Source organism: Streptomyces sp. NPDC002888 (assembly GCF_042888465.1).
In the GTDB taxonomy this organism is placed as follows: domain Bacteria; phylum Actinomycetota; class Actinomycetes; order Streptomycetales; family Streptomycetaceae; genus Streptomyces.
In genome coordinates this window covers 106787-131940 of sequence record NZ_JBIAPU010000035.1, presented here as the reverse complement: position 1 = coordinate 131940, position 25154 = coordinate 106787, and the positions used below count along the sequence as shown (strand labels likewise).

Annotated in this window: 19 protein-coding genes and 8 pseudogenes; 16 read left to right on the top strand and 11 right to left on the bottom strand. The window is 69.4% G+C overall.

Annotation, left to right across the window (positions count from 1 at the left end; all coding sequences use genetic code 11):
* Nucleotides 1-380 precede the first annotated feature (380 nt).
* The 4 genes and pseudogenes from ACFYWX_RS40590 to abc-f all read left to right on the top strand — a co-directional run bounded on the left by ACFYWX_RS40590 (nt 381) and on the right by abc-f (nt 4253).
* The gene (locus tag ACFYWX_RS40590) at nt 381-743 is read left to right on the top strand and encodes a transposase family protein (protein WP_389430139.1); all 363 of its coding nucleotides are present in this window, start codon (nt 381-383) and stop codon (nt 741-743) included.
* A gap of 125 nt (nt 744-868) precedes the next feature.
* Nucleotides 869-1544: pseudogene (locus ACFYWX_RS40585) on the top strand (transposase); the annotation flags it as partial.
* A 77-nt stretch (nt 1545-1621) separates the two neighbouring features.
* Complete coding sequence (locus tag ACFYWX_RS40580) at nt 1622-2326, top strand: nucleotidyltransferase domain-containing protein (protein WP_389430121.1); 705 nt, start codon at nt 1622-1624, stop codon at nt 2324-2326.
* A 280-nt stretch (nt 2327-2606) separates the two neighbouring features.
* Nucleotides 2607-4253, top strand: a complete 1647-nt coding sequence (gene abc-f, locus ACFYWX_RS40575; RefSeq protein ID WP_389430120.1) for a ribosomal protection-like ABC-F family protein — start codon at nt 2607-2609, stop codon at nt 4251-4253.
* Nucleotides 4254-4561: 308 nt separating this feature from the next.
* Here the strand turns inward: abc-f and ACFYWX_RS40570 are convergent, their stop codons facing one another.
* Complete coding sequence (locus ACFYWX_RS40570) at nt 4562-4855, bottom strand: hypothetical protein (protein ID WP_389430118.1); 294 nt, start codon at nt 4853-4855, stop codon at nt 4562-4564.
* Nucleotides 4856-5101: 246 nt separating this feature from the next.
* Between ACFYWX_RS40570 and ACFYWX_RS40565 the strand changes: the two are divergent.
* Nucleotides 5102-6547: pseudogene (locus ACFYWX_RS40565) on the top strand (NF041680 family putative transposase).
* A 147-nt stretch (nt 6548-6694) separates the two neighbouring features.
* Nucleotides 6695-7483: a class I SAM-dependent methyltransferase gene (locus ACFYWX_RS40560; RefSeq protein ID WP_389430116.1), complete on the top strand. Its 789-nt coding sequence runs from the start codon at nt 6695-6697 to the stop codon at nt 7481-7483.
* A gap of 99 nt (nt 7484-7582) precedes the next feature.
* On the opposite strand, the gene ACFYWX_RS40555 is transcribed toward ACFYWX_RS40560, so the two are convergent.
* From ACFYWX_RS40555 to ACFYWX_RS40545, 3 genes and pseudogenes are all read right to left on the bottom strand, one after another.
* Nucleotides 7583-8869: an alpha/beta fold hydrolase gene (locus tag ACFYWX_RS40555; RefSeq protein ID WP_389430115.1), complete on the bottom strand. Its 1287-nt coding sequence runs from the start codon at nt 8867-8869 to the stop codon at nt 7583-7585.
* Nucleotides 8800-9150 carry a hypothetical protein gene (locus ACFYWX_RS40550; protein ID WP_389430142.1) on the bottom strand — a complete coding sequence of 117 codons (351 nt, stop codon included), beginning with the start codon at nt 9148-9150 and terminating at the stop codon, nt 8800-8802. Before ACFYWX_RS40550 ends, ACFYWX_RS40555 begins: the two co-directional genes overlap by 70 nt.
* Nucleotides 9108-9652, bottom strand: a pseudogene (locus ACFYWX_RS40545) (DUF4158 domain-containing protein); the annotation flags it as partial. The gene ACFYWX_RS40550 and the pseudogene ACFYWX_RS40545, both read right to left, overlap by 43 nt.
* 139 nt (nt 9653-9791) lie before the next feature.
* On the opposite strand from ACFYWX_RS40545, the gene ACFYWX_RS40540 reads away from it, so the two are divergent.
* Entirely contained in the window at nt 9792-10034 is a 243-nt protein-coding gene (locus tag ACFYWX_RS40540; protein WP_389430113.1) for a DUF5302 domain-containing protein, read from the top strand.
* 262 nt (nt 10035-10296) lie between these two features.
* Here the strand turns inward: ACFYWX_RS40540 and ACFYWX_RS40535 are convergent, their stop codons facing one another.
* The 3 genes from ACFYWX_RS40535 to ACFYWX_RS40525 form a co-directional block, all read right to left on the bottom strand.
* Complete coding sequence (locus ACFYWX_RS40535; protein ID WP_389430137.1) at nt 10297-10380, bottom strand: hypothetical protein; 84 nt, start codon at nt 10378-10380, stop codon at nt 10297-10299.
* A 352-nt stretch (nt 10381-10732) separates the two neighbouring features.
* Entirely contained in the window at nt 10733-11995 is a 1263-nt protein-coding gene (locus ACFYWX_RS40530) for a hypothetical protein (RefSeq protein WP_389430112.1), read from the bottom strand.
* A 342-nt stretch (nt 11996-12337) separates the two neighbouring features.
* Nucleotides 12338-12982: a transcriptional regulator gene (locus tag ACFYWX_RS40525; RefSeq protein ID WP_389430111.1), complete on the bottom strand. Its 645-nt coding sequence runs from the start codon at nt 12980-12982 to the stop codon at nt 12338-12340.
* Nucleotides 12983-13096: 114 nt separating this feature from the next.
* Between ACFYWX_RS40525 and ACFYWX_RS40520 the strand changes: the two genes are divergently transcribed.
* The 3 genes from ACFYWX_RS40520 (at nt 13097) to ACFYWX_RS40510 (ending at nt 16102) form a co-directional block, all read left to right on the top strand.
* The gene (locus tag ACFYWX_RS40520; RefSeq protein ID WP_389430110.1) at nt 13097-14344 is read left to right on the top strand and encodes a PEP/pyruvate-binding domain-containing protein; all 1248 of its coding nucleotides are present in this window, start codon (nt 13097-13099) and stop codon (nt 14342-14344) included.
* Nucleotides 14329-15183 (top strand): alpha/beta fold hydrolase, encoded by an 855-nt coding sequence (locus ACFYWX_RS40515; RefSeq protein WP_389430109.1) that lies wholly within the window; start codon nt 14329-14331, stop codon nt 15181-15183. The genes ACFYWX_RS40520 and ACFYWX_RS40515 overlap by 16 nt, the downstream gene beginning before the upstream one ends.
* A 76-nt stretch (nt 15184-15259) precedes the next feature.
* Nucleotides 15260-16102, top strand: coding sequence for an SDR family oxidoreductase (locus tag ACFYWX_RS40510; protein ID WP_389430108.1), 843 nt, complete (start codon nt 15260-15262; stop codon nt 16100-16102).
* A 512-nt stretch (nt 16103-16614) separates the two neighbouring features.
* Here ACFYWX_RS40510 and ACFYWX_RS40505 read toward each other — a convergent pair.
* Nucleotides 16615-17351, bottom strand: a pseudogene (locus ACFYWX_RS40505) (DEAD/DEAH box helicase family protein); the annotation flags it as partial.
* Nucleotides 17352-17414: 63 nt separating this feature from the next.
* A complete protein-coding gene (locus tag ACFYWX_RS40500; protein WP_389430107.1) occupies nt 17415-17699 on the bottom strand; it encodes a hypothetical protein in 285 nt (94 codons plus the stop codon).
* Nucleotides 17700-18022: 323 nt separating this feature from the next.
* Between ACFYWX_RS40500 and ACFYWX_RS40495 the strand changes: the two are divergent.
* From ACFYWX_RS40495 to ACFYWX_RS40470, 6 genes and pseudogenes are all read left to right on the top strand, one after another.
* Nucleotides 18023-18291 (top strand): annotated as a pseudogene (locus ACFYWX_RS40495) (hypothetical protein).
* Nucleotides 18251-18794: pseudogene (locus ACFYWX_RS40490) on the top strand (DUF6879 family protein). The pseudogenes ACFYWX_RS40495 and ACFYWX_RS40490 overlap by 41 nt, the downstream one beginning before the upstream one ends.
* A 16-nt stretch (nt 18795-18810) precedes the next feature.
* Nucleotides 18811-19657: pseudogene (locus ACFYWX_RS40485) on the top strand (helix-turn-helix domain-containing protein).
* Between the two features lie 276 nt (nt 19658-19933).
* A complete protein-coding gene (locus ACFYWX_RS40480) occupies nt 19934-20332 on the top strand; it encodes a restriction endonuclease (protein WP_389430106.1) in 399 nt (132 codons plus the stop codon).
* Between the two features lie 133 nt (nt 20333-20465).
* Entirely contained in the window at nt 20466-21050 is a 585-nt protein-coding gene (locus ACFYWX_RS40475; RefSeq protein WP_389430105.1) for a hypothetical protein, read from the top strand.
* A gap of 719 nt (nt 21051-21769) precedes the next feature.
* Complete coding sequence (locus ACFYWX_RS40470; RefSeq protein WP_389430104.1) at nt 21770-23329, top strand: flavin-containing monooxygenase; 1560 nt, start codon at nt 21770-21772, stop codon at nt 23327-23329.
* 427 nt (nt 23330-23756) lie between these two features.
* On the opposite strand, the gene ACFYWX_RS40465 is transcribed toward ACFYWX_RS40470, so the two are convergent.
* Nucleotides 23757-24281, bottom strand: a complete 525-nt coding sequence (locus tag ACFYWX_RS40465) for an AAA family ATPase (RefSeq protein WP_389430103.1) — start codon at nt 24279-24281, stop codon at nt 23757-23759.
* A gap of 181 nt (nt 24282-24462) precedes the next feature.
* A pseudogene (locus ACFYWX_RS40460) lies at nt 24463-24998 on the bottom strand (IS5 family transposase); the annotation flags it as partial.
* Nucleotides 24999-25154 lie beyond the last annotated feature (156 nt).

The window sequence follows — 25154 nt, the reverse complement described above, 5'->3', positions numbered from 1 at the left end:
CCGCTACGAACGCAAGGCCGAGCACTTTCTGGCCTTCACGAGCATCGCCTGCACCCTCATCTGCTACCGCAGGCTCACCAAATGAGATGTCCTCTTAGCCTCCGCTACAGTTCCGGCGCCGTCGAAGGCTCACAACAACAAGATCAAGATGCTGAAGAAGCAGATGTTCGGTCGAGCCAACTTCGACCTGCTCCGCAAGCGGGTCCTCCTCACCGCGCGAGGCCGTTCATGATCGCGGTCTCGGTGACCCTCCGTGGCCCCAGCACCGAAAGTGATCCAGAACCAGCGTTCGGCCGTCGTCGAGAGGGCGGTCGTGGAGTTCTACCGCGTAGCGGGCCCAGTTTCCTCCGGACTGGGCCCATGCGGTGGCGCTCTCGGGGCTGATCCCAAGAAGTTCCGTGAGGACCGCCACCGGCAGCTGGGTGGAGAGCCCCAATGACCTGACCGCGGCCCGCACCCACCGGATCATCCGGCTCTGCGAACGCCAAGGCGTCCCGATCCTTGCCGACCGCGCCTACATCGGCGCCGGACCGTGGGTCACCACACCGGTCAGACGCCCACCCGGTCGCGACCTGTCACCAACCCAGCGCACCGTCAACCGCGCCCTCTCGGCAGTACGGGCACCGGTCGAGCGGGGCGTGGCCCGCCTGAAGTCCTGGCGGATCTTCCACCACGCGCGCTGTAGCCCGAATCGAATGTCGTCAATCGCCGCTGCTGTCCTCACCCTGGAGCGGCAACGTTGAAAGAGCTCACTTGCTCCGTGAACGGCGGGCACAGCGCCGGCCCACACTCGGCAGTTGCAGGGAGGTACCCCGGCTTGCGCGGGGACTGCCGTCGGAAGAGACCGGCCTGACGGTGGAGGCGAGAACTGACCTGGCTGCTGGAACGCTACGGATCTCCGGCCGCCCTACGCAAAGCCGGACGCCGCAGACCGGTTGGGGTGATCCGGCCCAAGGCCCCACGCATGGCAGCCGGGCTGATCGATGACGTCTTCGACGCGCTCGACGAGCAGACCGTCGTGGTCCCGGGAACCGGCACCCTCGACGTCGTGATCCCGTCCCTGGCCCGCTCGCTCGCGGCCGTCCACGAACAGCGACGAGCTCTGGAAGCGCAGATCGGGCAGTTGCTAGAGGCTCACCTCTTTCCGCGGTCCTGACCTCGATTCCGGGGGTCGCGGTCAGGACCGCCGCCACCTTGCTGCTGGTCACCGTCGGCGACGCACCAGCTTCCCCACCGCCGCCCACCTCGCCTCCTACGCCGCCCTCGCCCCGACGACGAAGTCTTCAGGGACCTCCATCCACGGCGAACACGCACCCAGAGGCGGCAACAGACAGCTCAAACGGGCGATGTTCCTGTCCGCGTTCGGCGCCATGCACGACTCCGCCTCGCGCACCTACTACGACCGATGCCGGGCCAGGCGGAAAGACCCACACACAGGCTCTCCTCCGCCTGGCCCGCCACCGCATCAGCGTGCTGTTCGCGATGCTCCGCGATGGCACTTCTACAAACCCAGAACTCCACGCCTCGCTTGGCGAAAGACATAGGGGCCCCGCAACCACAACCCCGTCGACAGCACATGAATTGCGGTGCGGTGCGCCGGGCGGTGGCGGACACTGAGGCGATGGACCCCGTGGATACCGCCCGGAAATTGATGAAGGACCGCTTCCCACAGGCCCGGACTGCGTTTCTGGCCGGCAGCGTAATGACGGGTCGTCGCACTCCCACGTCCGACTTGGACGTCGTGGTGCTGTTGGCAGGGCCTCCGGCGCCGTACCGCGAGAGCCTGTTGTACCAGGGCTGGCCAGTCGAGCTTTTCGTGCAGACCGAAGCCGTCTGGCATGCCTTCGTCCGACGGGAGACGGCCGCCCGACGCTCCCCACTGTTGTCCATGTGTGCGGAAGGTGTGCTGCTGGTCGATGCGGACGGTCTCGGAGTCACCTTGCGGAACGAGGCGCAGAGGCGCCTGGCCGCCGGGCCACCGCCGGTCTCGACGGTGGAGCTGGAGGACTTGCGGTACGCGCTCACCGACACACTGGATGACCTGCGCGGGTGCCCGGACGCGCAGGAGCGGATGTACCTGGTCGCCGACCTGCTACGGCGGGCCTCGGAGCTGGCCCTCCTGGTGGGCGGGCACTGGCTGGGCGGCGGCGAGTGGCTGTCGCGGCGACTCGCGGCGGCCGAGCCGGCCCTGCACGGACGGCTGGCAGAGGCCGCAGCCGAGGCGATCGCCGGAACAGCGGACGGCCTCGACCGCTTCACGACTGTGGTCGAGGAGGCCCTCGACCGGGCCGGCGGACCGCTGTGGGCCGGCTACAGCCGCGGCTGACGGGCAAATCCCAGGGCTGGAAGGTGAGGTCCACGAGCCGCCGTCCTGCCGTGCGCGGGTGCGTTCGGTGAACCAGCCGTCAACTGGTACGGACTCGGTCGCGGGGTGTTGGGGCGGGGTGGCGCGGATCACGGACTTCCGCCAGGCGCATGACTAGAGACGAGACGCATCGTCTTGTAAGGTTGGCGTATGACTTTCTACTACTTTCGCTGAGTCCGGGCACGGCCGACGACGCCGTTTCTGCTGCCCGTAGACACTTCGTATCCCCAGGGAAAGTCACATGCGCGAACGCGCCCATACCGCTGTGCCCGCTGCCGTGGCGCAGTTGTCCGTCAAGGACGTCACCAAGTCCTACGGCACCCGGACCGTCCTCGACCAGGTCTCCTTCACCGTCCGCCCGGGCGACAAGGCCGCCGTCATCGGCGAAAACGGCTCCGGCAAGTCCACCCTGCTGCGCCTGCTTGCCGCAGCCGAGGTGCCGGACGCCGGGGAGATCACCGTCAACTTCCCCGCCGGCACCGGCCACCTCGCCCAGACCCTCGACCTGGACCCCGACTGCACCGTGCAGCATGCCGTCGACCTCGCCCTCACCGAGCTGCGCGACATGGAGCGTCGGCTGCGCATGGCGGAGGAGCGCCTCGGCGAGGCATCACAGGACGAACTCGCCGCGTACGGCGAGCTGCTGATGGCGTACGAGGAACGCGGCGGCTACGAGGTGGACGCCCGCGTCGACGCCGCCATGCACGGGCTCGGGCTCGCCGGGATCACCCGCGACCGCGTGCTCGGTTCGCTCTCCGGAGGTGAGCAGTCACGGCTCGCGCTCGCCTGCGTGCTGGCCGCCGCACCCGAGCTGCTGCTCCTCGACGAGCCGACGAACCACCTCGACGGGGCGGCCGTGCGCTGGCTCGAGGAGCACCTGCGCGCGCACCGCGGCACCGTCGTCGCGGTCACCCACGACCGGGGTTTCTTGGAGCGCATCGCCACCACGATCCTCGAGGTCGACCGGGATACGCGCACGGTGCACCGGTACGGCGACGGCTGGGCCGGCTACCGCGCGGCGAAGGCCGCCGCCCGACGCCGCGCGGAGCAGGAGTACACCACCTGGCTTCAGGACCTGGCCCGTACCGAGGAACTGCTCGAAGCCGCCGGGAAGCGGCTGGCCACCACCGGCAAGGACCCACAGCAGGGTTTCGGCAAGCACCGCCGCTCGCACGAGGCGAAGCTCGGCGGGCAGGTGCGGGCGGTTCGGGAGCGGCTGGCCCACCTCCGGCGCAACCCGGTCGCGGCGCCGCCGGAACCGCTGCGGTTCACGGCGGCGCTGTCGGCGGCGGACGGCGAGCATCCTGCCGACCGCCCGCTCGCCGAGCTCGACGGCGTGAGCGTCGGCAAGCGGCTGCGTCTGGACGGGCTGCTGGCGATCGCCCCCGGACAGCGACTGCTGGTCACCGGCGAGAACGGGGCGGGCAAGACGACCCTGCTGCGTGTCCTGGCGGGCGACCTGCAACCGGACGCGGGCACGGTACGTCGCCCTGCCCGGATCGGGTACCTGGCGCAGGAGCTGCCCGCACGCTGCACGAGGCTCCCGCTGCTCGCCGCCTTCGCGGCCGGGCGGCCCGGGCTGCCTGAGGAGTACGCCGAACAGCTGCTGGCACTGGGATTGTTCCGTGAGGAGGACCTGTACGTCCCGGTCGAGGCGCTGTCCGCAGGGCAGCAGCGGCGGCTGCAGATCGCCGACCTGGTGACCCGGCCTGCCGACCTCCTCATACTCGACGAGCCGACGAACCACGTCGCACTCGGCCTGGTGGAGGACCTGGAGGCGGCGCTCGCGGCCTACCCGGGAGCGGTGGTCGCGGTCTCGCACGACCGCGGTTTCTGCGAGCGGTTCCCGGGGGAACGTCTGGAGCTGCGGGACGGCCGGAGGCCCTGACCCCCTGCCGGGGCCCTGGCCCCGGGACGGAATTGCCGCGCTGAGTTTCGAATGCCCCCCTCACCCTCGCCCCCCACAACGAATCACGCATCTCGCCCCTCGTCATCGGGGCCTGGACGAGCCCCTCTGGGCTGGTAGGTCACCCGGCCTGCCCAGAGGGCGAAACAGTGGGCTTGTCCACCCCAGCCGCATGCTCGAACGTAACCCGCCCAGGGATCCTGGAGACGATCACCGACCGGGGCCACCCAGCAGCGGCCCCGGCCCAACCGTGCAAGAACCGGCCGTGATCAAGCTCGCCCCAGGTCAGCTCAGGCTCCAGCTCGAACGGTTCGCGTGCACAGCACAGTTGCGGCCGTGGATCGTGTTGATGAACTGCGGCCGCTGACCGACTCGTTGAGGCCGGAGCTGAAACCGGGGCCGAAGCTGTGTCCCGAGAACAGGAAGATCACGGCGATCACGAGCACGCCCGATGTGAACCCGCCGAGCCAGAGGATCGGAACCCAGTCCACCGGGGGTGCCACGGTTTGCTCGTCCGCACGGCCCCATCCACGGATGACCGACGTCAGCCCCAGCAGAAAGGCGACCGGGATTTCGATGAGCAAGACGATCAGGCTTATGCAGCCACCCGCGAACCCGTCGCTTCGCGAGTCTGAAGGCTTTCCAGGCACGTTTCACGAGGCCGAGACCGAGTCATGGCCGAGCTGAGCACGCCTCAGGGGCTCCCCTGCCCTCGAACTGCAAAGTGAACGCACTCGCTCGTACGAGGGTTCCGGGGACGTGAACACGGCCTCCGTCTGATCCTGTGCTCCGACCAAAAAGGCACTTGCCCAGTACGAAGGCCGTGGGGAGTGAGTCTGCTGCATCACGATGCCGTCCGGGAGCCGTTCGCGGTGGCGTCACGCTTCCGGGACGACTTCTTTGCTGCCTGACCGCGCGCGGGGACACGTTGTTCGAGCTGACCGATGCACTGTTGTGTGCGGACGGGCCGGTGACCACGCCGGTGGACCTCACGCTGACGGCAGAACACCGGCGCGGGCACGGCTCGATGGACGAGGCGCTCAACTGCGGGAACGTCGAGGTGCCGCGACTGCGGCAGGTGTTGGCCGGGCTGCCGCAGCCCGAGGCCGCCGACGGACGCCTGGTCCTGGCCATCGACGTCACCCACTGGCTCCGTCCGGACGCGCCGACCAGCCCCGACCGCCTGTTCTGTCACGTCTACGGCCGCAGCGGACGCTCCTCGGACCAGTTTCATGCCCGGCTGGCCGTACTCGTTCGTCGCCGCGCTGGAGTCGGGCCGGACCTCGTGGTGCCAGATCCTGGACGCGCTGCGGCTGGGACCGGCCGACGACGTCGCTGAGGTCACCGCGGCCCAGGTTCGCCGCGTGGTCGAGGACCTCATCGACATGGGCCGCTGGCACCCAAGTGACCGCGACATCCTCATCGCCTTCGAGGCCGGCTACGACGCTCCGCGCATGGCCTATCTGCTGGAGGGGCTGCCGGTTGAGGTCCTGGGGCGGATGCGCACCGACCGCGTGATGCGCAAGCCGGTCCCGGTTCCCTGGATCTCGCCGCCGCAGGGCGGGCGTCCGCCGAAGCACGGCAAGGAGTTCCGCTTCGCCAAGCCCGACACCTGGGGCGAACCCGATGCCGCGACCGCGGCTGCCACCGACTGCTACGGCACCGCTCGCGCGATGGCCTGGGACCGTATCCATCCTCGTCTGACCACCCGCTCCGCGTGGATCGACCACGCCGGCGAACTCCCCCTAATCGAGGGCACGTTGATCCGCCTGGAGGTCGACCGACTACCTGGCGGCCACGATCCACTCCCCGTCTGGCTGTGGACATCGGCCACCGGCCTGACCGGTGAGAACGTCGACCTACGCTGGCAGGCGTTCCTGCGCAGATTCGACCTCGAACACGCCTTCCGGATGATCAAACAGACCCTCGGCTGGACCCGCCCGAAACTCCGCACGCCCCAGGCGGCCGACCGGTGGAACTGGCTGATCATTGCGGCCCATACCCAACTCCGTCTCGCCCGGCCGCTGGTCGCGGATCTACACCGTCCCTGGGAGAAGCCGGTCGAGCCCGGCCGGCTCACCCCCGCGCGGGTCCGCCGGGGGTTCAGAAACACGCGTCCGGACCTGCCCTGTCCGGCCCGTGCGCCGAAACCCAACCGGCCAGGCCCCGGCAGACCCCTCGGCTCGAAGAACCGGCGTCCCGCCACCCGCTACAACGTGGGCAAAACGGTCAGGCGGCCTGAGACCATCGCCGAACGTGACCAGGTCAGACCATAAAGAACAAGGTCAGTGCCTGTTCCTGAGGTGGACATGACATAACGGTGGTCGTGACGCTTAAACGAACGGCTCGTTGGATCTTCAAGGATGTGAGGACGATCGGGAGCGGCCAGGAACCGAACTGATGCAGCACACGTCTCCCGCACCATGATTTCTAACGAGCACCAAGAGCACGCGAGCTCCACCGGGCTCACCTCGCCGTCCGCTGTGGCTGTGGATCCGCCGAAGGTCAACGACTACAACAGCTTCGCCGAGGCGTACACGGCCGAGAATGAAACCAACCTCATCAATGCCTACTACGAGCGGCCCGCGATGCTGGCCCTCGCCGGAGATGTGGCCGGCCGGCGGATCCTCGACGCCGGCTGCGGCTCCGGGCCCCTGTTCGCGGCGCTGCGCGACCGTGGCGCCATCGTGAGCGGCTTCGACGCGAGTGCCGGGATGCTGGAGCTGGCCCGGCGGCGGCTCGGCGACAGTGCGGACCTGCAGGTGGCCAACCTGGGCAGCCCTCTTCCTTACTCTGATGACACGTTCGACGATGTAGTCGCGTCCCTGGTGCTGCACTACCTGGAGGACTGGGGGCCGGCGCTGGCCGAGCTGCGACGCATCCTCAAGCCCGGCGGTCGGCTGATCGCGTCTGTCGACCATCCCTTTGCCGTCAACCTCATGCACCGCCAGGCCGGCCGCGAGGCCGAGTACAAGTATTTCGACACCACCAACTGGACCGAAGAGTGGACCATGGGCGGCCAGACCGCGCTGATGAGTATCTGGCACAGGCCGTTGCACGCGATGATCGAGGCTTTCACCGGGGCCGGTTTCCGGATAACGGTCATCAGCGAGCCAGAGCCTGATCCAGCCGCCCGCGAGCTGTTCCCCGAAGCCATCGCGGCCAAGCCGCGCTTCCTGTGCTTCCTGTTCTTCGTCCTGCAGGCCGACTAGCACCGGATACTCCCACCACCACCCCGCCACTGAAGTCAGAACTCATCGATACGAACTCCACCGCACCAACTGGAGTCAGAGCTCACCTTCCGACTGGTCTCACTTCTCGCCTCTAGAGCCATGCGGCGGCTCAGCGGCTGAACTATCTGCGGGATCAAGGGAGTTCGTGGGCAAGTAGGCTCCTGGCCGGGGCCCCGGGCCGGTCCGGGTGGTGTTGCCGACCGTGAACTTGACAACGATCAGTCCCGGTTGGCCTCGCGGGAGGCGGGTTGTCTGCTCCTGCGGGAGGACCGGCGGGTTCTGGCGCAGCATCTTCCCGCCCTGATGCGGTGTCGCCGGGTCGCGGAGGTTCTGCACGAGCAGCACGTTCCGCGGTCCGTAGTCGTTGGCCGCGACCGGCGGCTCGGCCGTGGCATGCGGCCAGAAGGCGCAGGGCGTGATGTTGGCAGTGGCGGCGCCGAACAGCGGGTAGCGCTTGCGGTCCTTCACGACGCCGTGCCGGCAGGTGTCGACGTCCTCGGACCACTCGATGTCGTTGCAGGTCACGGCGAGGAACACCGACAAGGAGTTGTCGAACCAGGGCGGCGCCTGGTTCGCGGTGGCGCTCTGCGACGGCAGGCTGCGGGCCACCGCGTCGTCGTGGTTGGCCAGCGTCTGCCACTGCTGAGCCAGCCTGGGGTACTGCATCTCCTTGAACAGATTGCCGAAGGTGTACTGCCGCAACAGGTTGCCGTCGAAGCCTGCCACCGGAGCCTTGTCGAGTCGCTCGGCGAGGGTGAAGTAAGTCCTGCGAACCTGCGCGGGAGTGCGGCCCAGGCCGTAACTGTGGTGCCGTGCGGCTGCCCATTTCGCGAAGTCGGGGAACGACTGTTCCATCCCGAGGGCGTAGCGGCGCATGCCGTCGCGGTCGAGGTGGGTGTCACCGATGTTGCTGTCGAGCACGATCCGGTCGGAGCGCTCGGGGAACATCGACGCGTAGGCGGCGCCCAGTGCTGTGCCGTAGGAGTAGCCCAGGTGGCGGGTCCTCTCCTCGCCGAGCGTGGCCCGGATGCGCTCCAGGTCGCGGGCGGTGTTCGCCGTGATCAGATGGCGCAGCCGTCCGTCGCGGTCATGGCGCGCGCACTGCTTGGCCACCTGCTCGGCGATCTTCGCCTGTTTGGTGACCGCCGCGTCGTCGGCCGCGTAGGGAGGAATGTTGGCGGTATAGGGGCCGTCCGGCGTGAACCCGCACGTGACCGGTGCCGAGTGCCCGGTGCCGCGGGTGTCCATGCCGATCAGGTCGTAGCTGTCCAGGACGTCAGCGGGAAGGCCCCGGGCTACCAGCAGCGCGGGCTGCGCCAGTCCGGATCCGCCGGGCCGCCCGGATTGAGCATGAGTGTTCCGCACCGCGTGTCAGGGTTCGCGCTGGCCAGCCGGGAGATCATGAGGTCGATCTTGGCGCCACCGGGGTCGGCGTGGTCCACCGGCACGGGCACGGTGGCGCACTGCAGCTCGGTCGGAGCCGCTTCGGCCACGACCTCCTTGGGACACGCGCCCCACCGCACCTGCGGGGCCTGCGGCTCGTCCGCGACGGCGGGTGCCGTGGCCAGCGAGCCGCTGAGGCCGAGGACGACCGCCAGGGCAACAGATCCAGCGCGTCGTCGATCGCGGACGCCTCCAGATGCCACACCACCGACGTCAGCAGCGCCGTGCGCTTCGGCTCTGGCGTGCGCTCCAGGATCGGTGCCTTCGACCCCAGGCCAACCCGCGCCAGCGTCGCCAGCCGGTTCGGCGGCACCTTGTCCAGTTTCACCCCGCCCAGAACGCCGAGATCTCATCCGCCCGCTCCAGTGCCTTCGCCATGCTCGCGCCCGTCGTCCGCGTCGGCGGCCGGCGCAACCGCTCCAACTCCGAGATCCGCCGCCCCTCCGGCACCCCGAGCAGCGCCACCAGATCCGCCGACAGCGACGCGTCCGCCCGCCGCGCGGCGCCCGCCACCGTCGCGTACAGCCGCTTCTCCGCCACCTGGCGCACGGATGCGACCTGCTTGGCCAGCACGCTCACGCCCGGCAGCAGCACCCGTTGGCGCCGCAGCCAGCCCACCACCTGGTTGAACAGCGCCACCGGCCCCTCGGCGCCCGTCCACGCCCGCCCGTGCAGGAACGCGCGGAACTTCCGGCCCCACTCCGAAGGGGCGGCGGGGCGTCCTGCCTGGCCGCCTGCGTGATAGCCACGAGCGACGGCGGCTGGCTATGAAGGCCGCGGGCGCATCATGCGGTGCCCGGCATGACAAGCTGTGCTCTCCACTGCTCGAACCCAGGAGGTCACCATGGCCGCAGAGTCTCCATCACAAGAGGGTTCGGAGTCGGCTGACGCCGAGAGCCCTGCCGTCTCGCCCGACGATGACGGCCAGTACGATCTGAAGCGCAAGTTTCGGGAGGCCCTGGCGCGCAAGCGCGGTATGCAGGCGGACGCCGCCGACCTTGCTGCGAACACCGACGCGTCAAAGGTTCGCAGCGCGCACGGACCGGCTGCGAACCAGCGGTCGTTCCGACGCAAGAGCGGCGGCTGAGTCCAAAACGGCCGCTAGATGGGACTCGACAGGACTCGGCCCGGCCGCCGGCAGCCATGCCGATGAGTTGGGCTGTGTCCTGTCGGGTGACGAGGGAAGGTCCGTTCAGGCGGTGCGTCAGCGGCTGGACACACCGGGATGCCTGTTCAGCCGTTGCGAGCTGCTTGGGCGTCATCAGCGACGCATAGCGAAGTCCACGAACGCTGCCTGCTCTGTGGCAAGGGAGGAGAGGTCCGGCCTCCGCTGAGTCGCGTGGCGACGCCTACGTCCAGCGCATGCCGATGGCGGACAGCTGCTCGATCCGCTCCGGTGCCAACGTCGCCGCTCTGGAGCGCGGGTTGCCAATCCACGCACCGAGTTTGATGTCCCGCTCTTTCCTGGTCCTCGCCGTCGCCGATGACGATCCGCTCTACGTGCTTGCGCGGCACTCGTAGGTGTCCCTCGCGCTCGTAGGACGGGCGGGAGGCGGCGAGGTTGAGCGCCCACTTGTCGGCCTGTGTGCGGCGCGTGGGCGGCTTTTCGTTGTCGGCTGTGGGTTCGATGCCGAGGATGTGCTCGCGCAGCCACTGCTGCACTCCGGTGAGCCGGTCCCACCCGAGCCGGACCGGTCTCACCCACCGCCCCAGATCCTTGCCCTGGTGCACCACGACGCCCGGCCCCGGTCCGGAACGAGGCCCCGGGGCCCTGCACATGACCGGTCAGATCTGCGGGATCAGCGCCTCCACCTGACCGAGCGTGGTCACGCTGGCCTGTGCGGCCTCCCGGGCCTTTGTGAGCTTCTGCATCCACTCGATCCGCTGCTCGGCCGGCAGCGCTTCCTCGCCGAGCTGGGCGCGCAGGCGGCGTGCTTCCTCGAAGTCCGTCATCAGGGTGTGGGCGGAGTCGACCGCGCGCTGGTAGCTGTCCCCGACCAGCTCGACTCGGGCAAACAGTTCCCGACGCAAGGTGTTCAGCCGTTCGCGGGGGTAGGGCGGCGCCTCGCCGTGAGATGCGCTGCTGCTGGCCGGATCGCTGTCCAAGACGGGGACGCCGGTCGCCCGCACCGCCGCTGGCGGCGGGATTCTGTACCGGGCGGCCGAGTTCCACCGGGAACGTCTCGTCGAACCAGTCCTTGTCCGCGACGTACGCGGTCGGCCGGCCCTCGGTGTCCGGGACGAACACTGACTCCAGCGCGGCTCGGCGCTGCCGATACGGCCATCCGGTCGTGTCGGTCCCGGATCTGGGCCTGTCGGCTTCCGTCTGCGACTGCTGGCCGTACAGGATCCCCACACCGCACCGTCTGCGTTAGCGGCGGTATGGGCGCGGGCCCGGGCGGCCACTACCTTGTCCCGGCGGCTGCCGTGGCCGGCGGCGGCGCGTTCGAGTAACTCGCGCAGGGCGAGGGCCAGGTCGTGTTCGTGCCTGGCACGGTCCGCACGCCGGGCGACGGTGCGTCGGATGTGCTGCCAGGTGAAGTCGGTGAACGGGGCGCTGACCAGGGTGTGGTGGATCCATGGCACCGTCTCCCACCCGTGCCCTTGCAGCTGGCCGGGGTCGGGCAGGCGCACCCATACCTGGCTGGGAGCGTGCGGGTTGTAGTGGATCTCCCACAGCCCGTCCGCCGTCGGCGAGGCTTCGCCGCGGTAGGGGTTGAGGATCTGGTGGTCGTAGGTGCGGTAGTCGATGCGGGTGCCGTAGTCGTTGATCTTCTGCCGTTTGACGGGCCTCAGCTCGATGTAGTCCTCGCGCCCCAGCGGCACCGGGACGTATCCGCACACGGCGACCAGCGCCGCCCACATCTCGTTCGGCGACAGCGCGCAGCGGGGCATCATCGGGTGCCGCAGCCCGTCGTGCTCGCGCTCCTGCCACCCGCAGATGATCCACTCCTGCAGCAGGTCGCCCAGCTGGGCGAGCGTCCATACCGCCTCGCCTTCGGTGTCCCGGCCGCGCTCCCCGGTGTGGGAACCCGTGTAGCAGGCCACCTGAACCGCACCTCGGCATCACGCCGCCCCAGGCGGCCAGCCCTTTCAGCGCTGGGGCGCCGCGCTCCGTGTGGCCGGGGCGGACACCGGTCCGCCGCCGAGGCCCGGGGCGCGATGAGCTCGGCAGCCTCGGCCGCGGGCGCGCCCGGCAGGTGTCTGGCGATCTGCGCGCGCTCGCAGCGGCGCGGGGCAGCGCCGAGTGCCGCACGGCGTTGATCGGCATCCCGGCGAGCCGCTCGCCGAGCACTCGGCCTGCTTGTACCCCGCGTCGGTGAGCTCCCCGAAAGCGTCCGCCGCGCCATGTCGCGCCAGATAGAGATATCGAGTACCCGCGGGACGGCCCTACCGGGTTCCCGGTTCCGCGCCGCGGGGGATTCCGAGCGTCGACAGCAGATCCTCGTGAAGCTCCATCCAGACCGCGTGGCACGAGGCGACACCGACCCCGGCCACCCACTGCCCCTCTCCCGCACGGGCGCGGGTCAGGGCGGCGGAGAACCGCTCGTCGTAGCCGCCGAACCGGGCCAGCGCGTCGGCCGGCCCGCCGATCAGCTGGGTCAGCTCGCCGCCGATCACCGTGAGCTCGTTCAACACCCGGGCGTCCCACGCCGGATCGCTGTGGTCGTTGGACGCCAGCCGATCGCCCTCAGTGGCCCGCAACTGCCAGTCGGTGCACGCCTGCACCAACCGTCCGTTCAGGATCTCGAACGCCTTGTGCGCTTGCTCGACGGCGACCTGGGCGTCGGCCTCGTCCAGTTCCTCCGCCAGTTTCCGGGTGTCCTCGTCGCGGCCGCGCTCGGTGAGCGTCCAGCCGCTGGTGCCCCCGAACGCGACGTGTGTCACCCACCCGTAGGCTGCGAAGTCCGGCAGCAGTTCGCAGACCGTGTCCTGGGCGATGCCGGTGCGCTGGGAAACCGCAGCGTCGTTGGCAACCCCAGTCACCCGCACGGCGTGCAGGACAAGCAGATCCGATGATGAGGCGTGCGTCATGGCAGTGAGCATTCAGGCTCATACTCGCAACGTCAACGCGGTACGCGCGCCCCACGCGTTGCGCGTACCGCCTCATCACGCGACATGAAGTGCACTGGGTAGAGGGGAGAAGCCTTGCTGATCGACCTGGCCGACGCCGGACCCGGGACGTCGGGGGGAAAGGCCGCCGTGCTTGCCCGGCTCCTTGAGGCAGGTTTGCCGGTACCACCCGGGTTCGTGGTGCCGACCGCCGCGTATGCGCAGGCGGCCGATGCTCTCGACTTCCCGGACACCGACGCCGTGCGTGATCTGGCCGGCCTCTCCCCAGCGCTGATCGACGAGATCGCCCGAGCACTCACGCGAATCACCGGGGACGGGTACGTTGCCGTGCGCTCGTCGGCTACCAGTGAGGACACTGCCGCCGCCACCGCTGCGGGACAGCATGACACCTTCCTGGGCGTCAGTGGCCCCGACCAGGTTGCCGACGCGGTACGCAAGTGCTGGGCCTCGTTGTGGTCCGAGCGTGCTGTGGAATACCGGCGCCGGCAGGCGGGCGCGGATTCGCCCGCGATCGCGGTGCTGGTGCAGCGCCTGGTGGACGCCGACGTCGCGGGGGTGATGTTCACCGGCACCGATGTCCGGCTGGAGGCGTCCTGGGGGCTGGGCGAGAGCGTCGTCAGCGGCCAGGTCACGCCGGACTCCTGGATGCTGTCCGGCAGCACCATCACCCATCGAAGCCTCGGCACGAAGAAGACACGGATCGATCGGGATCACACCCGGGTTGTCACCCGTGAGGTGGAGCCTGCTGGCCGGGAACGCTTCTGCCTCACCGACGAGGAAGTGACCCGGCTCGCGGAAATCGGCCGGAAGACAGCCGATCTGCTGGGCGGGCCGCAGGACATCGAGTGGGCGATCAGCGGCTCCCAGATCTGGATCCTCCAGGCTCGCCCGGTGACCAGGGCTCTCCCCGCCGGGCCGGCGGCCTCTCCGGACACCGCCGGGGACAGGAAAGCCCGCACGGGTACGCCCGGAAGTCCCGGCTCCGCCGCCGGTTTGGCCCGGGTGGTGTGCGGACCCAGCGATTTCGCACGTGTGCGGCCCGGCGACGTACTCGTGTGCCGGACCACGGACCCGGCGTGGACCCCGCTGTTCGGTGTTGTCGCCGCGGTCGTCACCGAGACCGGCGGCCTGCTCTCCCACGCCGCGATCGTGGCACGGGAGCAGGGGCTCCCGGCCGTCCTGGCAATTCCGGACGCGACGACGCTCCTGCCCGACGGTGCGATGGTCGAGGTGGACGGAAGCACCGGCCGGGTCGCGCTCCTCGGTTCCCAGCTGCTTCGACCTCGGTCAGGAGAGGAGAAGCAGCGATGGCCGAGTGCATGATTGAGGCGGACGGTATCGAGCTGTGCACCGAGTCCTTCGGCGACTCGTCGGATCCGCCCATTCTGCTCATCATGGGCACGGGGGCCTCGATGCTCTGGTGGGAGGAGGGCTTTTGCCGGATGCTCGCCGGGAGCGGGCGGTTCGTGATCCGTTACGACCACCGCGACACCGGCCGGTCGATCACCTACGAGCCGGGCCGTCCCGGGTACACCGGATCGGACCTGGTGGGTGACGCCACCCGCGTGCTCGACGCCTATGAGATCCCAGCCGCGCACGTCGTGGGTGTCTCGGCCGGTGGGGCGTGCGCGCAACTGCTCGCGCTCGACTACGCCGATCGCGTCCTCTCACTTGTCCTGATCAGCACGTCCTCCGCTGTGCCCGGCGCCGGCGAGCTTCCTTCGCCGACCGATGAGTTCACGCGGTTCGTCTCATCCGCGCACGTTGATTGGTCGGATGCCGAGTCGGTGATCGATTACCTGGTCGCCTACGCTTGCATGCTCTCGGGGGGCAGACGCCCGTTCGATGAGACTGCCGCCCGCAGCCTTGTCCGTCGCGACGTCGAGCGCGCGCACAACGTCGCCGCGGCCCGCAACCACGACGTACTGCCGGCCGGCGAACTTTCACAAGCGCCCCTGTCCTCGATCGCCGTGCCCACGCTGGTGATCCACGGGACCGCCGATCCGATGTTCCCGCTCGGGCATGGTGTGGCACTCGCAGAACAGATCTCCGATGGCACGCTACTGGCCCTGCAGGACGCCGGCCACGGGGTCGAGCGAGCCGACTGGGCGACGATCGTCCCGGCGATCCTGGAGCACACCGCCGCAGACCATGCCGGCTAAATGACATTTCCTGCCGCCGCTTCTGGCCCGAGCCTTGCGGACAGAAACTGACCGCAAGGCTCCCTACGGTCGTGCCATGACACAGACGCAGAAGATTCTTGTCGCCGGTGCCACCGGAAACGTCGGCCGCCAGGTCGTCGCCGAACTGCTCGTCCGCGGTCACGCGGTTCGCGCCCTTACCCGGGATGCGGCGAGGGCCGCCCTCCCGGCTGGCGTCGAGGTCGTCCAGGGCGACCTGACTGAACCTGACAGCCTGATCCCGGCCTTGGAAGGCGTCACCGGCCTCCATCTGATCACCTTCGGCGGGGCCTACTTCGCCCCGTTGGAGACCGGCCCGCAGATCATGGAGCTGGCCCGCGCGGCCGGCGTACGCCGGGTTACCGTGCTGCACGGCGGGGGGCCGTCCCTGCTGGAGGACGCCGTGCGTGCCAACGACGGTGTGGACTGGACCGTGCTCATGCCGGTCGAGTTCATGGCCAACGCCCTGGAGTGGGCGGACGGGATCGTGGCCTCGGGCGAAGTCCGCGAGCCGTTCGTCTCCCGGCTGAGCGCCATGGTCCACGAGGGCGACATCGGCGCCGTCGCCGCGGTCGCGCTCACCGAGGAGGGCCACGCGGGCCAGGAGTACGTGATCACCGGCCCCGAGCTGCTGACCGTCGCCGACAAGGTGGCGACGATCGCCGCCGCCCGTGGCCGGGAGATCGCCCTGGTCGAGCTGACCGAGGAGCAGGCCGTCGCGCAATGGCGGGTGGCGGGCCACCCGGAGGACGTGATCGGCTTCCTGATCGAGGCGTACGGGAACACCCCGGAGGTGGGCCGTACGGTCGTCGACACGGTCGAGAAGGTCACCGGCCGGCCGGCCCGCACCTTCACTCAGTGGACTGCGGAGCACGCGGACGCCTTCACGGCAACAGCGTAGTAGGTGTGACGGACGCGGAAGGATCCCCATCACAGGTGACGACCGCGTCCGTCTCCGACCGACGAAGGGGGGTGACTCCCGCTACATCTGTGTGCTTTGCGATGAGAGACTGGTGGCCGGCTGTGGATGCGGTGAGCCGCCGGTACCAGCCGCATGAGCAGTGGCCCAGACACCCGAAATCGTGGTGGAGGGAAGCCCGACGACCTCCACCACGCAGCAGCCCAGATCCAGCGGCTGGCCCTCGACAACGCCCGCCTTCGCGACGCTCTGGAGGACAGCGGCAACATCACTCGCATCGACCAGCCGGGCAAAAACCGAAGGCGCTGGCCGACAGCACAAGACCCCGGGCGATGCCATGACGCCCGGAATCTCTCTGTGCTGTTGTCCGGCAGGTTCAATGAGCGGCTTCTGCTGGTGTCACGTCCATTCGATGCCCAGCTCGGTGAGGGCGGCGCGCTGCGCGGGGGTGAGTTTGTCGCGGCGGGTCTTGGTGTTGCTCTTCCGACAGTCTCGAGGACGGGGGAGGGGGCGCGTATCTCCAGGACGTCGATCTCGAACCCGGCGAGGACGCCCCGCTCGATGCTTTCCGACAGTCCGAGCTCGAAAATCCATTCGCCGTAGGGGTCTTGGGGGGGGGGTGCTGCGCATCGAAGGGATCTCCAGCTCCTGGCCGTTCTTGCCCTTCTGCGGGCGGGGCGAGGCGAGGATGCGCGGGGTGGCGGTCAGGTAGAGCCGGAAGTCGGCGGGGATGCGGGCGTTGTCGTGGATCGCCGACCCACGGTCGGCCAAGATCACCAGCGGTTCCGTGGGCCTCATCCACGATCGCGAGGTCGAAGCCGTCCATCCGCTGTCCGTAGAGGCGCTCCCCACCCGCCAGAGTGGCCTCCAGCGGCCCGCGAACCTTCTGCTGGCCCACGGGCTCGTCGAAGTCCTCGCGGTCCACCAGCGATGCGTACGTGGCGAATACGACGGCCGGCCCGTGCCCGCCCCACAGGGCGAGCTGGATGGCGTTGGTGGTGGTGCGCACGCCGAGCTGCTCCAGGACCTCGTCCTTCTCCAGCGAGCACACGGCGACCATGGGAGAGCGATGGCCCACCAGACGCCACGCCTGGGCGGTCTGCGCGAGCAGGTCCAGGGTCGGCACCATCGCGAGGATGCGGCCGCCGGGGAAGCTCTCCAGCGCGGCCGCGGCGGCGGTGATCGTCTTCCCGGATCCGGTCGCGGACACGATCGTGCCCCGCGCCCCCTGACACGCTGTTCAACGACGCCGCGGCAGCTGTGTCACGCCCGCCGCCGGTGTGCGGCGGGGTCCTCAGCCTTCCCCGGCCTGCGCGGGCTCCGCCTGGTGCAGGCAGTACACGCACCTGGAGCCCGAGTCGACGCGGCCCATGCACCGCCGGCACTGCCCGCGTTCGAGGACCGGCCCGCGGCCGTCCGCGCAGCCCGGGCAGGTCATCACCGGCTGGCGGAAGCCGAAGCTGACCACCCAGCCGTCGCCCTGGACGGCGTCGCGCCCCAGCTGTGAGACCTCGGAGGCGGAGCGTGCGTCTTCGTCGTCGCCGGTCCTCCACCGCCAGGTAGACAGCAAGACAGTCATCGGTGTCGCAGACGACAGCTACTCCTGCGGCATCCGGTCCCCTCCCCGAAACGGCATGCGCAGTCACGCCCAACATGACCATCTTGCTCAAGTGGCATGCCCTCGCGCCGGCACTCCGCCAGAAGTCATCGGCACGTTGGGAACACCTGCGGGCCCCGGGGATCTGCCATGACGTCCACGGGGCCCGGCTCGGGGCGCAGCGTTCAACGACACCGCGAGGGTGATGTCACGCCGCGGGTGGCTGAGGCCAGCCCTTGACCGGTGCCCTGGTGCGGGGAACGGTGGCGCAACTATCCGCAACCAGCTCGACAGGGGAGAGGGCGATGACGTTACGGTTCGTCGGGATCGACCCGAACACGCGAGGGTTCGCCGACGGTACGGGTGGAAGAGGAGAGCGCGGATCTGGTCCTCCAGCGAGGAGGCCGATGAACTCCTCAGGACGGAGGTCGGCTCCGCTCAGTGGGTGGCCGGCCATACGACGGGGATCCCCGCGCACGAGCGGGTGATCCGGATTCCGGCCCGCATGGTGCCGATTCTGAGGGAGGCGTGCGATGCGGCGGAACGAGCTGCTGAACAGCGCGACGTTCGCTGACCTTCTCGCGGCCACCCACCACAGCGCCGTCCATTTGGAGATGCGTGATGTCTACGCGGTGGGCGACGAGCGGGAGGACTTCGAGAGCTTCCTGCGCACCGGCACGCCGAACCTCGATCCGGCCCGCTCGTTCTGGCCGCAGTGGATGCCGCTCGTACAGGAGGCGGTCGCCCGCGGCGTGGTCATGCGCCGGGCGAGGATCGTGTCCGAGCCGGTCACCGACTACATCCGCTACGAGCACGCCATTACCCCGCTCAACCTCCAGGCCGGGGAGGACGTGCGCTGGCTGCCCCGCCGGCACGCGAGCGGCATTCCGCTGCCCGGCAACGACTTCTGGCTCCTGGACGGACGGCTCGTGCAGTTCCACCACTTCACCGGCACCGGCGACTGGGCACCGGACGGGAAGGAGGGCACCGACGACCCCGCCGCGGCCGCGCTGTGCGCCACGGCGTTCGAGACGGGTGTGGGAACGCGGCACCCCGCACGAGAAGTACACCGTCTAGGCCCCTGAGCAGCCACATGACCGTCTCCCCATCGTCCAGCGCCCAGGGAGCCCGCGAGGCGCTCGCGGTGCGCTTGCAGCACCTGCGCAAGGACGCCGGCCTCACCGGGAAGGAACTCTCCGCCCGGTGCGGCTGGCACCCCGCGAAGACCACCCGCCTCCAAAAAGGCGAGGCCCCCCTTTGGACACGGACATCCGCACCTGGTGCGCGGCCTGCGGCGCCGACGACCAGGCCGACGACCTGATCGCCACCGCCCGAGCGGTCGACTCCATGTACCTGGAATGGCGCGCCTGCACCGCAACGGCATGCGCAAGGTCCAAGAATGCTGGTACGCCCTCCACGAGCAGACCCGCATCTGCCGCACCTACGTCTCCAACGTGCCGCCGGGCTTCTTCCAGACACCGGCGTTCGCCACCGCCCTCGTGGAACAGATCACCACCTTCCAGGACACCCCCAACGACGTCGCCGAAGCGGTCGCCGCGAGCGTCGCCCGCTCCCGCTTCCTCTACGAGGGCGGCCACCGCTACGTCGTCCTCATGGAGGAATCCGTCCTGCGCTACCGCACTGCCGACTCCGACGCCATGCGCGGGCAGCTGCGCCACCTCCTGGCCGTGATGCCGCTGGCGTCCGTGTCCCTCGGCATCATCCCGTTCACCGCGCAGCGCACCGTGCGGCCGCTGGAGGCGTTCTGCCTCCACGACGACACCCAGGCCGTGGTGGAGACGCTGACGGCGGAGATCAAGGTGACACAGCCGCGCGAACTGGCCGAATACGCGAAGGCGTTCGTCAGCCTCGCGGAGATGGCCGTGTACGGCGACGCCGCCCGCGCCCTCATCCAGGCCGCCATCGACGCTCTGGAGTGAACCTCCGCAATAAACCGCAATTTCCTTGAGCAGCCGCCCACGCCGTCCGTAGCGTCAACACCACCGACGCCACCAGCCAACGGCAAGGCGGGACTTCATCCGCGCACCCCTCGACACCACGGGCCAGGCCCCGACGGGCCGCGGCTTCCAGCAGCCCGGCTATGGCGTTCCCTCCCCGGCCCTGCTGGCCCGCGCTGACCGTGGCTTCGTCCGTTTCCTCACGCGCCACGCCACGACCGGCGACACCGGCCGCGCCACCGACGACGCGAGGCAGCGATGACCAGCCGTACGCACACGGTCCTGTACGACCCCCAGGGACTGATCGAGGCCGAACTCCCCCTGGACCGCGCCCCGTACGAAGCGCTCGTCACCGCTGTGCTCGCCTGGACGACCCCGGGCCTTGCCTCCCGCGACTACACGCAGATCGCCCTGCAGCTGACTGGCCACGCCCGCGCCGTCGCCGCCGACGTCCAGTGCCATGTCCAGCTGCTTCCCGCCGACAACGGCCGGCGTGCGCTCGCCGACGTCGTCCTGGGCGACGCCGGCCGACTCCTGTCCGCGCCGATCGAGGGCACCGCCGCCTGTGTCCAGGACCGTGCCCGGCTCGTGCGCGCGCTGTACGAGCGGCTCGACCGCCTCACCCAGAGCGAGCCGACCGGGTCGGCCGCCCCCTGATCCGTCGCGCACCCGGGCGAGACCCGCCTGGTCCCCGGGTGCGCGGCGCCGGCACCACCCCCGCTCCACCCCGGCCCTGCTCGGGCCGGGCGCACCGCTCGACTCCGACCGAGACACGAGAGGGGCACCATCCATGACGACCGTCATCGAACCCGCCGCCGTCGCCGCCCGGGCCCGGCAGATCCTCGACACCTGGCAGGCCGAAGAGGAGTGGCAGCGTCTGTGGAACAGCTGCGCGAAGTACAACAGCGACTGGGACGAGTTCTACGGCTACCCGAGCATCCTCGACTACGACGCGCTCGCCGACGCGCCCGCGCTGTTCATCGAGACCACCCGGGTCATGGCGCTCAAGTCCGCCATGTACGAGCTGACCGGCGGCGACGAGAAGGCCGCCGAACTCGCCCAGCCCGTGCCCGTCGACGTCATGTCCCACGCGCGGATCGCACAGTTCACCGTGATGTCCCGCATCCAGGACCGCACCGGCATCCGCTTCGTCCACGCCACCGACATGGAGGACGGATTCGCCGGCGGCACCTGGAACCCCGGCGACTTCACACACCAGGCGTACCGGGCCGCGTGGGGACCCGTGAACGAGCGCTACTGGATCGACGCCACCGAGACCGAGCGCCGCCGCCAGGTCCTCGATGAAATCTACGCACGGATCAGCGTCACCGACCGAGGAAGGAAGGCCGCCATCCTCTCGGCCGCCGCGGCGTAACCTCCGCCGCCACGTCGTCGACGGGCTTCGGCGGGGGAGCGGTCCGATCAGGCTCCAGCCCCACCTTGTGCGGATGCACGCACGCCGGAGTCCCGTCGGCGGTGTACCGGAAGCCGTCCTGGGGGTTGAACGGGCACTCCCAGGACGGCCGGTCGTAGACCACGAACGCCCCACGTGGCAGCCGCTTCGACGGACAGATCCCGCACGCCGGATGGTCCTCGCCTGGGCGAATGGCTCGCTCATAACGGCGCGGTAGCGGAGCAGCCGACCGGACAAGGCCACGATCATCCGAATGAGACACACCGCCAGCCCGCAGCTTGCCGGTTGTGGCAGCCCGCTATTTGGGGTCGGTGTAGCCGTCCAGCCCCAGTGGGGTGGGAACCAGGGGACGGCCGTGAGCTGGTTTGAGTCTGGCAGTTGGCATGCGCCGCATGGAGTCCGCCCCGGTGTCGCGGCCCGCCCTGTAGCACTGACCGGGCAGCCTTTTGCGGACGTGTCGAATTCGGCTCATCGGGGGTGACGCCGCAGAGTGATAGTCGTTGGCGGTACGTGATCACACCACTCGAGCGGGGCCTGACTCCGATTGTCCTGCTGCCCGACGCTGCCGCCCAGCCCGCCGTACAACGGCCCTGGCTGCCGGTTTCTGCTTGCCGGACGGCTTTGCGAGAGCTACGTGCGGGTTGTGGCCTGTGCGCCGGTTGCACGGCTGGAGCGTCGCTGTGATCCCGGCGCAGGGTGAGCGGACGGTCAGGGACGTGCGGGCTGCGGTCGTGGGAGCGGGGTTTTCCGGGATCGGGGCCGCGGTACGGCTTCGCGAGGCAGGGTTCGACGACGTCCTCGTTCTGGAGAAGGGGACGCACCTCGGCGGCACCTGGAGGGAGAACACCTACCCGGGCTGCGCCTGTGATGTGCCCTCGACGCTCTACAGCTACTCCTTCACACCGGATGCAGCCTGGAGCAGGGTCTTCGCCGGGCAGCGGGAGATCCTCGCCTATCTGCGGGCGACAGCCGAGCGCTACCGGCTCGGTGACGTGCTGCGCTGCGGTGTGCAGGTGCTGGGGGCCCGGTGGAACGGGACAGCCGGCCGCTGGCTGCTGGAGACCAGCGACGGACCCTACAGTGCTGCGGTTCTGGTCCTGGCCACCGGCCCCTGGCACGTCCCGCGCCGCCTGGAGGTGCCCGGGATCGAGGACTTCGACGGCCCCGTCTTCCATACCGCCGGGTGGGACCACAGCGTCGACCTGACCGGGCGGCAGGTGACCGTGGTGGGCGGCGGCGCCTCCGCCGTCCAGATCGTCCCGGCCATCGAAGCACAGGCCGCGACCGTGAACCTCTTCCAGCGCACACCCCAATGGGTGCTGCCCAAGCCCGATCTGCCGGTACCCGCAGCACTCAACCGGCTGGTGGACTGCGTCCCCGGCGCGCGCAGCGTCCTGCGCGCCGGCCAGTACACCCTGCAGGAGGGCTTCGGCTACGCCTTCCGCCACCCGCAGGCAGCTCGCCTCCTCGAGGCGGGCGCCCGCGCTCACCTACGCCTGGCGGTCCGCGACGGACAGTTACGCCGGCACCTGACACCGGACTACCGGCTGGGCTGCAAGCGTCTTCTGACGTCGAGCACCTTCTACCAGGCCCTGTCCCAGCCGCACGTGCGCCTGCATCCCACCGTCGTGAGCGCCGTGCGCGGCAACGAGGTCGTCGGTGTGGACGGCACCACCGTCCACACCGACGTGCTCATCGAAGCCACGGGCTTCCGCGTCGGTGAGCTGCCGCTGGCCACGACCCTGCACGGCACGAACGGCCAGACACTCGACGAAGCCTGGGGCGGCCAACCGCAGGCGTACCTGGGCACCACCGTGAGCGGCTTCCCCAATCTCTTCCTCCTTCTGGGACCCAACCTGCTCGGCGGCTCCACCTCCGCGATCACGGTCCTGGAAGCCCAGCTGACCTACATCACCGCCGCTCTGGCCCACCTCGACCAAGGCGGTCACCGCGCCCTGAACGTCCGGTCGGCCGCTCAGGCCGCGCACAACACCGCCGTCCAGGAGGCGCTCGCGACCACGGTCTACAACACGGGCGGCTGCACCAGCTACTACTTCACCTCCACCGGGCACAATGCCTTCGCCTGGCCATGGTCCACCGGACAGCTCGTGCGCCGCCTGCGCCAATTCGATGCCGACGCCTACACCGCCGACACACCAGACCGCCGTCTTACCCTCCCTGCGCAGGCGAGGCCATATCCTGGAGGCAGTACGGCAGCCGTGAATGCGGAGCAGCCATGACGCAGTGTGGTTGCGACGGCGGTGGCAAGCAGCGCCGGTTCAGACGCCGGACACCGTGCCCCTACGTGCGGCTGTGGCAGCCCGCCATGTTTCGGCAGGTCAGGCACTATCGTTCGGTGAGGGTTTCGCATTTCAGGCTCGGCCCTGGTTCAGCGCAAGAGGTTTTTCCTCCTCGCGTTCGCGAGCGCGCTGGCCGCACGGCCGCCGGCCGCGCCGGCGTCATCGACTCGCGCCCCCGTCGTCCCCGATGGCCGCTTCAGCTGCCAGCTGGGTTCGTACGGTGAGTCCGGCACCTGGACGCCGGCCGTATAGAGCGCAAGCCTGGACGACGGCGTCGACCCCGTGACGGCACGGGCGGGAGACCGTACTTGGCCTGGCCCCAGGCTCCCGCCCCCAGTACTGGGCCGCACCAAGGTTGGCCGGACAGTCACGCGAGCGACGGCCACCGATCGGCGGCCCACTCCGGCCATCCTGCCCACCCAGGAGGCGGACTTCCAACCTCATGTCCATCGAGTTCCGTGACGTCGGGCTCCTCGAACAGCGTCCTCCAGTGCAAGAGGTCCGTCTCGCTCATCGCGAAGGTCTGATCAGGGGTGGTCGACTGGCGATGGGCTATCCGAGCACGTTGGGTCTCATGGTCCACCGGCACGTATACAAGTTGACAGGACGCGCCCACAGACATCACCAACCAGCGGATCGCGGACCTCTCGTCACGAGACCAGCACCCGAAATCCAGGACCACGTTGGTTCCCAGCCTCAGCGCCTCCAGACCAAGCCAGAGCAGCCGTCCTTCCAGCACATCGCGCTTCCCATCCGGCTGCGGATCGCCGAAAAGCGGGATCATCCACTCATCCGGCGTCAGCCGCAGCGCGCTGTGCTCCTTGGCCAGCTGCAGAGCTCTCGTGGTCTTTCCGGCCCCTGGCAAACCGACCGTCAGGAACAACGTCGTCACACCCAGATGTTGTCACGAAGGCCAAGTGGAGGACGACTGCTCTTTCTGCCGAGATCGCCGGGCCACGACGCGGCCCAGCAGCGCGATGGCGTCCGGCGGCGGTGACGCACGCCTCCCAGATTCTCTCCGCTGGTTCAGGGATCGTAGGTACTGGCGGGCCGATGCCCTGTAATGCGGCTGATCACGGCTTGAGCCAAAGGCGGATCGAAGCCACGGTGACGGTGTCGTGGAAGATGTAGGCGCGCTTGTCGAATCTCGTGGCCACGGCCCGGGAGTTCTTCAGCGCGTTGATCGTTCGCTCAACTTCGTTCCTGCGTTTGTAGATCGTCTTGTCGAAGCCGGCGGGCCGGCCGCCCTTGTTGCCTCTGCGTTGGGGTTGGCCCGCTGGTTCTTCGGTTCGGGGATCGTGTGCTTGATCGGGTGTCGTCGCAGGTAGCGGCGGTAGCGGCGGTAGCGGCGGTTGCGGCGGGAGGAGTACGCCTTGTCTCCGCCGAGATGGTCAGGCCGAGTCCGGGGACGCCCGCCGTCCAGCCGGGCGACACGGACACGCTCCATGACCGGGATGAGCTGCGGGGCGTCGCCCCACTGACCCGGGGTGATCAGCAGGGCCAGTGGGCGGCGTCCGCCCTCACCGGCGAGGTGGATCTTGCAGGTCAGGCCGCCCCGGGAGCGTCCGAGTCCCTCGTCGGGGCGGTGCTGCCGGGGCGCGCGTCTTTTCCCGCTCGATGACGGCCACATTCCCGTCGACGACCCTGCCGCCGTCGAAGCCATCGGCCGCCACGAGGAAGGCAGCACCTGGGCCGCTGGGACAAAGACCGCACCACCAACGGATCCTGGCTGGCCTTCACCACCGATCCGATCCGCAACGACCTC